Annotated in this window: 10 protein-coding genes and 2 rRNA genes; 4 read left to right on the forward strand and 8 right to left on the reverse strand. The window is 46.8% G+C overall.

Translation table 11 applies throughout. The features are described from left to right. Positions 1-109 precede the first annotated feature (109 nt). The 4 genes from hisH to ACYVJM_RS25045 all read right to left on the reverse strand — a co-directional run bounded on the left by hisH (position 110) and on the right by ACYVJM_RS25045 (position 2,448). Positions 110-697 (reverse strand): imidazole glycerol phosphate synthase subunit HisH, encoded by a 588-nt coding sequence (gene hisH / locus ACYVJM_RS25030; protein WP_461150974.1) that lies wholly within the window; start codon positions 695-697, stop codon positions 110-112. Between the two features lie 228 nt (positions 698-925). Continuing rightward, positions 926-1,276 carry a DUF5615 family PIN-like protein gene (locus ACYVJM_RS25035; RefSeq protein ID WP_461150975.1) on the reverse strand — a complete coding sequence of 117 codons (351 nt, stop codon included), beginning with the start codon at positions 1,274-1,276 and terminating at the stop codon, positions 926-928. After that, the gene (locus ACYVJM_RS25040; protein ID WP_461150976.1) at positions 1,273-1,506 is read right to left on the reverse strand and encodes a DUF433 domain-containing protein; all 234 of its coding nucleotides are present in this window, start codon (positions 1,504-1,506) and stop codon (positions 1,273-1,275) included. The genes ACYVJM_RS25035 and ACYVJM_RS25040 overlap by 4 nt, the downstream gene beginning before the upstream one ends. 15 nt (positions 1,507-1,521) lie before the next feature. Next, the gene (locus tag ACYVJM_RS25045; RefSeq protein ID WP_461150977.1) at positions 1,522-2,448 is read right to left on the reverse strand and encodes a DUF72 domain-containing protein; all 927 of its coding nucleotides are present in this window, start codon (positions 2,446-2,448) and stop codon (positions 1,522-1,524) included. Between the two features lie 164 nt (positions 2,449-2,612). Between ACYVJM_RS25045 and ACYVJM_RS25050 the strand changes: the two genes are divergently transcribed. Beyond that, positions 2,613-5,282, forward strand: a complete 2,670-nt coding sequence (locus ACYVJM_RS25050) for a valine--tRNA ligase (RefSeq protein ID WP_461150978.1) — start codon at positions 2,613-2,615, stop codon at positions 5,280-5,282. Positions 5,283-5,427: 145 nt separating this feature from the next. Next, positions 5,428-5,946, forward strand: a complete 519-nt coding sequence (locus ACYVJM_RS25055; RefSeq protein WP_461150979.1) for a D-glycero-alpha-D-manno-heptose-1,7-bisphosphate 7-phosphatase — start codon at positions 5,428-5,430, stop codon at positions 5,944-5,946. A 309-nt stretch (positions 5,947-6,255) separates the two neighbouring features. On the opposite strand, the gene ACYVJM_RS25060 is transcribed toward ACYVJM_RS25055, so the two are convergent. Then, a complete protein-coding gene (locus tag ACYVJM_RS25060; RefSeq protein WP_461150980.1) occupies positions 6,256-7,740 on the reverse strand; it encodes a type III PLP-dependent enzyme domain-containing protein in 1,485 nt (494 codons plus the stop codon). Between the two features lie 259 nt (positions 7,741-7,999). Between ACYVJM_RS25060 and ACYVJM_RS25065 the strand changes: the two genes are divergently transcribed. Further along, entirely contained in the window at positions 8,000-9,361 is a 1,362-nt protein-coding gene (locus ACYVJM_RS25065) for a UDP-N-acetylmuramate--L-alanine ligase (protein WP_461150981.1), read from the forward strand. A gap of 55 nt (positions 9,362-9,416) precedes the next feature. Continuing rightward, positions 9,417-9,968, forward strand: coding sequence for an LOG family protein (locus tag ACYVJM_RS25070; protein ID WP_461150982.1), 552 nt, complete (start codon positions 9,417-9,419; stop codon positions 9,966-9,968). A 24-nt stretch (positions 9,969-9,992) separates the two neighbouring features. Here the strand turns inward: ACYVJM_RS25070 and ACYVJM_RS25075 are convergent, their stop codons facing one another. From ACYVJM_RS25075 to ACYVJM_RS25085, 3 genes are all read right to left on the reverse strand, one after another. Next, a complete protein-coding gene (locus tag ACYVJM_RS25075; RefSeq protein WP_461150983.1) occupies positions 9,993-12,284 on the reverse strand; it encodes a GH92 family glycosyl hydrolase in 2,292 nt (763 codons plus the stop codon). Positions 12,285-12,483: 199 nt separating this feature from the next. Continuing rightward, positions 12,484-12,594: ribosomal RNA gene (gene rrf / locus ACYVJM_RS25080) — 5S ribosomal RNA — on the reverse strand. A 126-nt stretch (positions 12,595-12,720) separates the two neighbouring features. Then, a 23S ribosomal RNA gene (locus ACYVJM_RS25085) occupies positions 12,721-12,866 on the reverse strand; the annotation flags it as partial.

Here is a 12,866-nt window from a genome sequence, read left to right on the forward strand (position 1 = left end):
GGGCATCCCGCCCGGCCGTGATTATAAGTTCTGGTACCGATTCTTGTGTCAACGAATCAATCGTTTCAATTTCACTTGTTCACATTTCTTCCAGGCGGGACGCCCGACACTACAACGTCAAAAAGTTTTCCAGTATCCGCTGGCCTACATTTCCGCTGATTTCGGCGTGAAACTGGGCGGCATAGAAATTATCCTGGTGCAGCATGGCGCTGAACGGCCGAACGTAATCGCAGATGGCCGTTGTTTCAGGACATACATCGGCCGCGTAGCTATGAACGAAATAGACATAAGCATTGTCCGGTAGGCCTTCCGTAAGCGGACCCCGCAGCGTATGGATGTTGTTCCAGCCGGTATGCGGCACTTTCAGCCCGGCATCGTTCGGAAACCGGCGGACGTCAATATCGAAAATCCCCATGCAGGTCGTGTTGTTCTCTTCGGAATAACGGCACATGAGCTGCATACCCACGCAGGTGCCCAGCACCGGCTGTTTGAGCGATGGAATCAGTTTATCCAATCCACGTTCCCGCAGATAAGCCATGGCCGTACTGGCCTCACCCACGCCGGGAAAAATAACCTTGTCGGCCGAGCGAATTTCGGCTTCGTCGTCGGTAAGCAGATAACTCGCTCCCAGGCGGTCCAGCGCGTACATCACCGACTGTACATTACCCGCGTTGTATTTGATAATAACCGTTTTCATATTTTCCGTTGTACAGAAAAAGCCCGGTTCCTAGGCAGAACCGGGCTTTGTATATTGTGGTAGTCAGGAATATCTCTCCGAATTCACAAACACGAGCATCTCGTTCTGCTGCGTTACCGCTCAGAATGGTGATGCCGATACGTTATTACCTGTGAAATCATGCAACAAAGGTAAAGGGTCCGGCCTGTAAATCAAAACAAACTTCCCTGTACTACTTTAAGATGAGATTCAGTCGATGCGACGGGTTCTAATTTTTTGAATCGTTACGGTTGTGAAACAACCAACTAATTCATCTAGTCTTTCGGTTAGAAGCTTGACTAGTACTTCGCGCATGGCTTCGGTCTCTTTAAAATGATACCGAAGAAAAAGAACACTGATTCCTTTCACATTATGCGCAAACACCCACTCACCGAAATCTTTATCTTCTGTCAGAATAATACGTGGTGGATTTCGAGATGACTCTATTACGGTTTCGTCACGAATACCCCGGTTTGATTCATAAACCGAGTACACCTCAATACCCAGGTTACGAATTGACAAAATAAGACTGTGATCGATGTTCTCGTCAGCGATAATCATGCTGCTTTCAGCATAATTACTTCTTCGTTTGCTAAAACCTCAGATGCGTACATCAGTGCTGCCAGAATATCTGACTCCTGTAAATGTGGGTACATGGCTAATAAATCAGCCATTACCGCACCTTCCGACAACTTACGCAGGATTAACTCGACCGTAATGCGTGTGCCTTTAATAACAGGTTTACCCAGCATAACCTGGTGGTCAGAAACAATTCTGTCTTTGTAGTTCATAGAATGCAATATAAATCAAAACAAACTTCCCTGCACTACTTTCGGCTGGAGAACGGGCTGGCGCAGATTCAGGCCGCAATGTTTGTTCAGTTCGCGAATCCAGTAGGCGATCAGTTCGGGGGCGGTATCGTTGTCACCGCCCCCATGCACAAATACATAAGCCCGTTGAAGACCCTTTTCAAACCAGGTTTTTAGCCGCTGCACCCAGGCATCGGTCCGGGTATAGTCTGTGGGGTGACCTTCGTTGGCGATGAAGCGAAGTGTCAGTACCGGGCTGCTTAGACCCATATGCAGCACATCGCGCCGACCGGCGACATCGGTAATGACCACGTGCCGGTGAAGGTTATACAGCCTTTCGAGGGTTTGCTGCCAGACAGCCGTTTTGCTGAACCAGTCGGGGTGACGAAACTCGACGGCAACATCCAGTTCATCGGGCAGACTCTTGAGGTAGGCTTCCAGAACCGGCCATTTATCAGGACTGAAGTTGGGTGGTAATTGCAGAAACGTCATACCCAGGTATTCTTCCAGGCTCAAGACGGCATTCACAAACTCTTCGGTCAGGCCTTCAGTTGCTAGCAGTTGCCGCTCGTGACTGATCATCTGCGGAAATTTGGGGCAATACGTAAAGCCGTCCGTTGCTTCCATCTTCCATTTCTCGATCATACCCAACGTTGGAATCTGGTAGTGGGTCAGATTCAGCTCAATAGTATTGAACTGCCGGGTGTAGTAGTGCAAAAACTCCTTTTCTCTGGCAGTAGACGGATACACTTTTCCGACATAATCTTTGTTAGCCCACACAGGGCCACCAATAGAAACCGATGGCTGACATCGACCGCTATGTTGTATTTGCTCAACAGTCGCCCAAATTCGGCCATTGAAGGCAGCACCGGGTGGTAAGCTGAAATTTACGTTACTAAGGTTCTGTACTTTCCCGAATTCCATGTGTGCTGGTCATGAAGTGTAGTTATAAAACTAGCAAAGACATGCTTTCGTTTTTTCGCCCTATCCAATTTAGTTAATTTTGCCTTTTATCCATAGTCCTCACAATCGGTTTTTAGGATAACACCACGTTGCAGGATTGTACGGCATAGTATTTCAACTGATTTATGATTTCAAAGACATACGCCCCCCAGGAGATTGAAGCCAAATGGTATCAGTATTGGCTTGACAACCAGTTTTTCAAGTCTACGCCCGACGAGCGTGAGCCTTATACGGTTGTCATTCCGCCCCCAAATGTGACCGGTGTGCTGCACATGGGCCATATGCTTAACAATACCATTCAGGACGTACTGGTGCGGAAAGCGCGTATGGAAGGCAAAAACGCCTGCTGGGTACCCGGCACCGATCATGCCAGTATTGCCACCGAAGCCAAAGTGGTAGCGATGCTCAAAGAACGGGGCATTAGTAAGAAAGACCTCACCCGCGAAGAGTTTCTGGAATACGCCTGGGAATGGACGCATAAATATGGTGGCATCATCCTGGCACAATTACGTAAGCTCGGCGCTTCCTGCGACTGGGATCGTACGCGCTTTACCATGGAACCAGCCTTACACGACTCGGTTATCGACGTGTTTGTTGACCTCTACGAAAAGGGACAGATCTACCGGGGCGTTCGCATGGTGAACTGGGACCCTCAGGGTAAAACGGCAGTGTCTGACGAAGAAGTTATCACCAAAGAAATTCAACAAAAACTGGTTTACATCCGGTACGAAATAGCCGGAAGTAACGGGCAGGATTCGATCACTATCGCCACGGTTCGGCCGGAGACGATCATGGCCGATGCCGCCATTGCCGTTAACCCGAACGACGAACGGTACAAGCACCTGCACGGTCGGAAAGCCCTGATCCCGCTTATCAACCGCGAAATCCCCATCATTACGGATGAATATGTAACGATGGACTTCGGAACGGGTGGCCTGAAAGTTACGCCCGCTCATGATCCGAACGACTATGCCCTGGGAATAACCCACAACCTGCCGGTTCTCGATATTTTGAACGACGATGGCACATTGAACGAGAAAGCCCAGATTCTGGTCGGAATGGATCGCTTTGCCGCCCGGAAGGCTATCATCAAACTGCTGGAAGAATCTGGAAATCTGGAAAAAACCGAAGAGTACAAATCGAACGTTGGTACGTCGGAGCGGACCGGGGCCGTTATTGAGCCTAAGTTGTCGTTGCAGTGGTTCCTGAAAATGGATGAGCTGTCGAAACCAGCGCTCAAGAACGTCATGGACGATACCATTCAGTTGGTACCGCCCAAGTTTAAGAACATGTACCGCTCCTGGATGGAGAATGTCCACGACTGGTGTATCAGCCGTCAGCTTTGGTGGGGGCAGCGTATTCCGGCCTTTTACATGCAGGATGGTACCATCATTGTCGCCAGAAATAAGCACGAAGCACTGGAGAAAGTACAGCATGAGAAACTGCTGTTCGCCATGACCGAAGCGGATCTGACGCAGGACGAAGATGTACTCGACACCTGGTTCTCGTCGTGGCTATGGCCGATGTCGGTATTTGACGGGCTGAAAGACCCTAAAAATGCCGACATCAACTATTACTATCCAACCAACGACCTCGTTACAGCCCCCGAGATTTTGTTCTTCTGGGTGGCCCGGATGATCATTGCCGGGTATGAGTATCGGGGCGAAGCGCCGTTCAAGAATGTATACCTAACGGGTATTGTTCGGGATAAGCTGGGCCGCAAAATGTCAAAATCGTTGGGTAACTCACCCGATCCCCTCGATCTCATCGACCAGTACGGTGCCGACGGCGTACGCACGGGTATGCTGTTCAGTTCGGCGGCCGGGAATGACCTGATGTTCGACGAGAAGCTGGTTGAACAGGGCCGCAATTTCAGCAATAAAGTCTGGAACGCGTTCCGGCTGGTGAAAGGATGGACGGTGGCCGACGAGAACGATACAACGCATGCGTTATCCCTACCAATCCAATGGTTCGAATCGAAACTGAATGCAACGCTGATTCAGATCGAAGACGATTTCAGCAAATTTCGGATTTCGGATGCGCTACAGGCCGTTTACAAATTGATCTGGGATGATTTCTGTTCGCAATATCTCGAACTCATTAAACCCCCATTTGATGCAGCAACCGGTACTGCGCAGCCAATTGATAAAACGACGTACGAGGCCACAATTAATTTTTTCGAACGGCTAATGGGTCTTGCCCATCCGTTCATGCCGTTCATTACGGAGGAGATATGGCAGGATATTCGCGAACGTAAACCGGGAGAAAGTATCTGCATCTCGTCGTTTCCGAAGGCCAGTGCCGTCGATGCGCATATTCTGACCGATTTCGACACCTTATTTGAGATAATCTCGAATATTCGAAACATTCGGAATGCAAAACAGATCTCGCCTAAAACGGATCTTCCACTAGCCATTAAAACAATTACGCCCGAGCGATTCGGGAAGCTGGAAGCGCTGGTGCAGAAAATGGCCAACGTTTCGGCTATTAGTTATGTAAATGAACAGGGAGCCAGTGAGGCTGCTTCCGGATTGGCACTTTCGTTCCTGATCAAAGGCGACGAATACTTTGTCAACATAGCTGGCGAAATCGATGTAGAACAGGAAGTTGCCAGTACGCGTAAGGAGTTGGAATACAATATTGGATTTCGGGAATCAACGCTCAAAAAGTTGTCGAACGAAAAGTTTGTTGCTAATGCCAAACCTGAACTCGTTGACCGTGAGCGTCAGAAGCTGGCCGATGCCGACGCTAAAATTCAGGCGCTCGAGCAACGTCTGGCCGATTTAGGCATATAGACTAAAAGCCATCTTTATGTGGTCTGCAGCCTGATAAATAAGGTATTGGCGGCCGCTTCCTAATATTTAACGGTATTTTAAAGCAATAATGCAATTATTTGGTCAAATAATTGCATTATTGCTTTTCAAAAAGTCTGTATCATCAATGAACAAATGTATCTTTTTAGACCGGGATGGCGTCTTGAATGAAGACCGAACGGACTATGTGTATCGGATTGAGGACTTTATAATTCCCAACGGTGTGCCGGAAGCTCTCCGCTTACTGAAAGATGCTGGATATTTGCTCATTGTGATTACTAACCAGGCCGGTATTGCCCGGGGGCTGTACACCCGCGATGATGTTATGGCTTGTTATCAGTATTTACAAGAGCAGTGCGGCCAACTCATCGACGATATTTATTACTGCCCGCATCACCCCAAATACGATACAGAGTCACTCACCCGGAAACCCGGATCGCTAATGCTGGAGAAAGCAATGGCGAAATACGATATTCTGCCCAACGAGTCCTGGATGATCGGCGACGCACTTCGGGATATGCAGGCCGGCAAGCGTGTCGGAGTTCGTACCGTTCGAATTGCTCACGAACCCGAACTCACCCCCGACTGTGATGGGTGCGCACCCAACTTACTGGAAGCATCCCGGTTTGTACTGGAATATGCCTAAACAAAACCTCACAAAAAATGCCTCTAACTCATACAGAATTAGAGGCATTTTTTGTGAGGTAAACTTCTCTTTAAGCTCGAACCTGTCCGGAGGCCGGCTTTTGTACGCTTCCATAAGCCGGGCAATTTGCTTTACGCGAACATGCTCCAAGCGATAATGTTGCCAATACGGCACCAAAAACCAGTAGTTTTTTCATGAATCGATAGCCTCTGCTTTTGATTTAACCTTCAGATTTATAAACGAATATAGTGCCAAAAACAGTACGATTCGTTAGATTTTTGTCGGACCGGGCTCCCGGTCCGACAAAATTTAGTTTTCGTCTTTTATTAATTCAGCTTCTTCCTCCCGCTCTTCAGCGGCTTCTGTCGCTTCGAGTTCTGTCATGCCCGGCTCAGCGCCACCATAGCCCAGAATTTTAAGCATTACCTCGCTGTTTTGCTCAGGAGCGAACAAACGGGTTCGGAGGTTACCATCCTCATCTTTATCCACAATAACGTGCTGGGGCGCCGGGATCAGGCAGTGCTGGATTCCACCATATCCACCCAACGATTCCTGATAAGCACCGGTATGGAAAAGTCCGATGTACTGATCTTCCGTATCCTGGTCAAAAATGGGCAGGTACAAATCGGCACTATGCGCTTCAGTATTATAGAAATCGTGCGAATCGCAGGTTAGTCCGCCCAGGTTCACCTTCTGATACGGATTCTCCCAGTTATTGACAGACAGCATAATGTATTTCTGCCCTAACCCCCATGAATCCGGTAATTGCGTAATGAACGACCCATCGATCATATACCACAACTCCTTATCGTTCTGGAGTTTTTGGTCGATTACTTTGTAAATAACCGCTCCGCTTTCGCCAACAGTGTACGAACCAAACTCCGTAAAAATATGCGGCACGGGTACATTATTCTTGTTGCAGATCCACTGAATACTTTCCACAATCTGATCGATCATGGCCTGGTAGTCGTAGGTAAACTGGAACGACGTCTGAATAGGCATGCCCCCACCGATATCAATAGAATCGAGGTCCGGGCACATTTTCCGTAACTCACAGTATTTATACATGAACCGGCTTAATTCGCTCCAGTAATAAGCACTGTCTTTAATGCCGGTGTTAATGAAGAAGTGCAGCATTTTCAGCTTGAACTTTTCATTCGGCTGAATTTTGCTCCGGTACAACTCATTCACATCACTGTACCGAATGCCCAGACGAGACGTATAAAACGCAAAATTCGGTTCTTCATCCGTAGCGATTCGAATACCAAAGTTAACGGAATCGGCTGTTACCGAATTTTCGTACGCTTCGATCTCTTTCAGGTTATCGAGAACCGGAATACAGTTGGTAAAACCCTCGTTGAGTAGCTCACTTATATACTGCGTGTAAAGCGGTCGTTTATATCCGTTGCAGATGATATAAGTACCTTTATTGACCTTATTCGCCTTGTATAACTCCCTTATAATTTGAATATCATAAGCTGACGACGTTTCGAGATGTACGTTGTTCTTAAGAACTTCGTCGAGTACAAACCGAAAGTGTGACGACTTCGTACAATAGCAATAGGTGTAATTGCCTTTGTAATTGTACCGCTTCATAGCATTCTTGAACAGCAGCTTGGCATGGTCAATATGCTCCGTAATTTTCGGCAGATACGTCAGTTTCAACGGGGTACCGTACTGCTTGACAATGTCCATTAAAGGAACATTGTTGAACATCAGTTCATTGTTCTCGACATTGAACTCCCGCGTTGGGAACTCGAACGTCTGGTCAATCAGGTCATAGTATGTCTTCATTCTTACGTTTGACGCATAAAATGGGGTTTGTGTTCAAAAAACAGGCGCGAATTTGACCCGAAAAATGGTAGTCCGGCATTCCGGCTTTCCAACTAAAGTTAATTCGTACGTTAGTCAACGAAAAACAAGGGGGTTTGATTCGTAACAAACATAAAATTAATAGTACCAGAATCAGCTTTTTGAGCCGTACCATTATCTTCTTTCCTGAAACCAAAAAGAACGTCTACTTTTGTCACTCGACACAGATTGATTTTACCGAATGTCTCAGGTTATTCATTTTATTTCCATTGGCGGCAGTGCCATGCATAATCTTGCCCTGACGCTTCAACAACAAGGCTATACCATATCGGGCTCCGATGACGAAATCTACGACCCATCCCGCATCCGTTTGCAGCAACATGGCTTGTTACCAGCTGAAATGGGATGGTTCCCTGAAAAAATCCATTCGGGTTTAACCGCCGTTATTGTTGGCATGCACGCTCATAAAGATAATCCGGAGCTCGTGAAAGCGCTGGAACTGGGCTTGCCCATCTACTCCTACCCTGAGTTCATGTATCAGCAAAGTCAAGAGAAGCAACGGGTAGTTATTGCCGGAAGCCATGGCAAAACGACTATAACTGCCATGATTCTGCATGTGTTGAAGTATCACAACAGAAAATTTGATTACCTGGTAGGTGAACAGATTGACGGTTTTGAGACCATGGCTCAGTTAACACCCGATGCACCGGTCATTATCCTCGAAGGAGACGAATACCCATCTTCACCAATTGACGCCCGACCAAAGTTTCTCCACTATCAGCCACACATTGCGTTGATCAGCGGCATTGCCTGGGACCATGTTAATATTTACCCAACCTGGGATGAGTACGTCGACGCTTTCGAGTTACTGGCCGAGGCCATGCCGAAAGCGGGAATTTTGGTTTTTGACGAATCAGATGATATGCTCGATGTAATTGGGCAGAAAGAGCGCACCGATATTACCAAGATTCCTTACCTGCCTCACCCGGCCACAACGGTTGAGGGCAAAACTATTTTGGTAACGAAAAAAGGGGCCAGGATTCCGGTACAGGTATTTGGTGAACATAACCTGAAAAATATTGCTGGCGCTATGACTGTCTGCGACCGGATCGGAATCACCGAAGATCAATTTTATGAAGCTATTCCAACGTTCAAGCCTGTAGCAATGCGGCTGGAAAAAGTTGGCGAAAAGGGCGGACGAATTCTATACCGTGATTTTGCCCATTCACCTGCCAAAGTAGAGGCAACTACCGAGGCTGTAAAGCATCAGTACCCCGGCCGAAAAGTCGTAGCTGTTGTTGAGTTGTCTACCTTCAGTAGCCTAAATAAAGCGTTTCTCGACCAATATGAGGGCACATTAGACAAAGCTGATGTTGGTGTTGTTTACGTCGATGAAAACGCGTCAGGCGGCAACCCAGAGGCTATATCGACAACCGATGTGCTTACAGCCTTTAATAAGGCCGGCTTACGTGTATTCAGCCAGCCTGAAGAACTGCAACTCTTTTTGGTTGAGCAACAGGAAGCAGCAACTGTTTTTCTGCTGATGAGTTCTGGTCAGTTTGGCGGATTAGCGATGAATACGTTAGCTGAAGCTCTTTTATAAACGGGTTGAATAGCTATTTTTTAGACCTTTTAACAAACGTCCGTTTGTTTTTCATATGCAAAGTATTGTCGTTTACTGTGCGTCGAGCCTCGGCGTCAATCCAATTTATAATGAAGTAGCTGTTGAGCTCGGAGAGAAAATGGCGGCTAATAACGTCCGCCTTATTTATGGCGGGGGCGGCTTTGGCTTAATGGGCAATGTGGCCAACGCTGTGTTAAAAAGTGGGGGCGAAGTAACGGGAGTGATTCCCAACTTTCTCGCTGATTTGGAAGTGGCTCACCAAACGTTGACAGAACTGCATTTTGTTGAAACCATGCACGAACGCAAGTTCAAAATGGTACAGTTATCCAAAGGCGTAATTGCATTACCGGGCGGCTATGGCACAATGGATGAATTATTTGAGATTCTGGCCTGGCGGCAACTCAAGCTGTATGACGGACCTGTCGCTATCGTCAACACCAATGGTTTTTATGACCTCATGCTGAAGCAACTCGACCGGATGGTTGCCGACGGATTTCTTAAACCAGAAAACCGGTCCATCCTGCTCGTTGCTGATACTGTTGATGAAGTACTTCAAATGATCAGCGATTTCTGGAATACCATTTAGTATTCCAGAAATCGCTGGTATTTATTATTTCGCGGTTGAGAAAGAGTAAGGGAAATCAGCCGCTTTTGTTCCTCGTTGGGTATCGGGTTTGTCCGTCATTTCGAAATTAAGAGTGGCGCCCTGCATTAACCCTTTATGACTCAGCCAATTCGGACTGTAAGGCTTTCCATTAACCGTTAATGTTTTTACGTACCGATTCCGGGCGTTGTTGGCCGGCGCATCAATGGTTACAGTTTTACCATTCTCTAACTTCAGTGTGACCTTTTTAAATAAAGGCGCTCCCAGCACATATTGGTCAGTACCCGGACAAACAGGGTAAAAGCCCATGGCGGAAAACACGTACCAGGCCGACGTTTGTCCATTATCTTCATCTCCGCAGTAGCCATCCGGTGTTGGCTGGTACATTCGATTCATCACTTCACGAAGCCAGTACTGCGATTTCCAAGGCTGTCCCGCATAGTTGTAGAGATAGATCATGTGCTGAATCGGCTGATTGCCATGGGCATAATTGCCCATATTCATGATCTGCATCTCACGAATTTCATGAATCACAAATCCATAATAGGAATCATCGAAAACGGGTGGTACGACAAATACCGAGTCGAGCATTTTAGTAAACTCCTTACGGCCACCCATTAAATTGACCAGTCCCTGTACATCATGAAACACCGACCAGGTGTAATGCCAGCTATTTCCTTCCGTAAAAGCATCACCCCATTTAAACGGATTGAAAAGGGACTGAAATGTACCATTTTCATTTTTACCCCGCATCAGTTTCGTACTTGGATCGAAGAGATTGCGGTAATTCTGCGAGCGTTTGGCAAACAAATCGATCTCAGATTGGGGTCGCTTTAACTCTTTAGCAAGTTGATAGATCGTGAAATCATCATAGGCATACTCCAGTGTCCGGGCCGCATTTTCATTGATCTTAACATCGTACGGAACGTAGCCCAGCCGGTTATAATACGATGCCCCTTTTCGACCAACCGAACTCAGCGGCCCTTCGGTTTGCGTATTCTTCAGGATAGCTTCGTAAAGCGTGTTGATATTGTAGCCTGTCCGGATGCCTTTTAAATACGCATCGGCGATGATCGATGCTGAGTTAGAGCCCACCATACAGTCTCTATGACCTGGACTAGCCCATTCAGGCAGAAACCCGCTTTCCTTATAAGCATTTACCAATCCTTCCATAATATGGGCGTTCATGGTTGGCTGAAGCAAGTTCAACAGGGGAAATGCTGCCCGAAAGGTGTCCCAGAACCCATTATCGGTGAACATGTAACCGGGTAAGACCTCACCATTGTATGGGCTGTAATGCATTACTTTTTTATTGGCATCCAGCTCATAAAACTTGCGGGGAAATAACATAGTCCGATACAGACACGAGTAAAAGGTTCGAAGCTGTTCATCCGTACCACCTTCCGCACTTACCCGACTCAGCTCTTTATTCCAGATTGCTTTTGCTTTATCTTTTACAGCCTCAAATGAATCATTACCGATCTCTGCAAGATTACGTTCTGCTTGATCAGGACTGATAAATGAAGATGCTACTCTGGCTCCAACCTGCTCACCCTTTTTGGTCTTAAAGCTTACAACAGCCCCAACATGATCAGCCGTTTGTTCGAGGTCTTTTAACGACAATTCTTTTCCATGCCAGGTGGCTGTCTTGGCAAATGGCTTGTCGAACTTGATGACAAAGTAGTTTTTAAAATTTGCAGGAACACCACCACTGTTCTTTGTCGTATAGCCGATAATTTTATTCTCACCAGGAATGATTTTCACGTAAGAACCTTTGTCTAACGCGTCAATTACAACGTGAGCTTCTTCCGTTTCGGGGAAGGTAAAGCGTAAAGACGCTGCTCGTTCAGTTGGGCTAATCTCTGTTGTTACATCATGATCTGCCAGGTAAACCTTGTAATAATAGGGTTTTGCTATTTCAGACTTATGCGAAAACCAACTAGCCCGCTCGTCCTCATTAAAGCGAATTTTTCCGGTTATGGGCATGATAGCAAACTGACCGTAGTCATTGATCCAAGGACTAGGCTGATGAGTTTGTTTGAAGCCACGAAGCTTATCAGCATCATAAGTATACGCCCATCCATCTCCCATTTTTCCAGTCTGGGGCATCCAACAATTCATTCCCCAAGGCAGTGAAATTGAAGGATACGTATTGCCCGTTGACAAACTTGGCTTCGATGCTGTCCCCATCAACGGGTTGATTAAATCAACAGGGCTTGTTTTGGGTTCTATAAATTGAGCAAACGATATTATCGTTGCCCATATTAAACAAACTAGCGTAAGAGAGGATGTACGCATTAGAGAATAGGCTAAAGAGCTGCGCTTCATGAAAATCAAGAATTAGAACGTGAAATTACGGTAACTTCTTCTTATGCGATCAAGCTGAATCCAGGAAGTTAGGTAGCCAGCACATCAATTTTTGACAATTTAGGCTCTATTTACCCTGACCTAAACGCAAAAAGCCGTTCACTGGGTGAACGGCTTTCGCTGTTTCAATAGGTGGCATCTTCCTACTCTCCCGCTTATGACAGCAGTACCATCGGCAGTACGGGGCTTAACGGCTCTGTTCGAAATGGTAGAGGTGAACACCCGCCTAAACTACACCAACCTAATTGACTCTTCTGTGATTCCCAGGAAGTATAAACTCCCTTCTCACAATATCTTGGTGTCTTTTTTCCTACAGAGAGAGCTATTGATCTTTTGAACTTGATTCACCACTGATGCAAAGCAAATCATAAACACGCTTCCGGGGTCATTAGTACGGCTCGGCTTTATGGCTCTCACCACCTCCACCTGCCGCCTATCAACGTCGTCGTCTACAACACCCCTTTATACCGGAACACTCATCTTCAGGCCAGTTTCGCACTTAGATGCTTTCAG

It is taken from the genome of Spirosoma pulveris (assembly GCF_054781875.1).

Bases quoted from the DNA above. Each gene is read 5' to 3' on its own strand.
- hisH (WP_461150974.1), bottom strand. From the start codon at position 697: ATGAAAACGGTTATTATCAAATACAACGCGGGTAATGTACAGTCGGTG.
- ACYVJM_RS25035 (WP_461150975.1), bottom strand. From the start codon at position 1,276: ATGATTATCGCTGACGAGAACATCGATCACAGTCTTATTTTGTCAATT.
- ACYVJM_RS25040 (WP_461150976.1), bottom strand. From the start codon at position 1,506: ATGAACTACAAAGACAGAATTGTTTCTGACCACCAGGTTATGCTGGGT.
- ACYVJM_RS25045 (WP_461150977.1), bottom strand. From the start codon at position 2,448: ATGGAATTCGGGAAAGTACAGAACCTTAGTAACGTAAATTTCAGCTTA.
- ACYVJM_RS25050 (WP_461150978.1), top strand. From the start codon at position 2,613: ATGATTTCAAAGACATACGCCCCCCAGGAGATTGAAGCCAAATGGTAT.
- ACYVJM_RS25055 (WP_461150979.1), top strand. From the start codon at position 5,428: ATGAACAAATGTATCTTTTTAGACCGGGATGGCGTCTTGAATGAAGAC.
- ACYVJM_RS25060 (WP_461150980.1), bottom strand. From the start codon at position 7,740: ATGAAGACATACTATGACCTGATTGACCAGACGTTCGAGTTCCCAACG.
- ACYVJM_RS25065 (WP_461150981.1), top strand. From the start codon at position 8,000: ATGTCTCAGGTTATTCATTTTATTTCCATTGGCGGCAGTGCCATGCAT.
- ACYVJM_RS25070 (WP_461150982.1), top strand. From the start codon at position 9,417: ATGCAAAGTATTGTCGTTTACTGTGCGTCGAGCCTCGGCGTCAATCCA.
- ACYVJM_RS25075 (WP_461150983.1), bottom strand. From the start codon at position 12,284: ATGCGTACATCCTCTCTTACGCTAGTTTGTTTAATATGGGCAACGATA.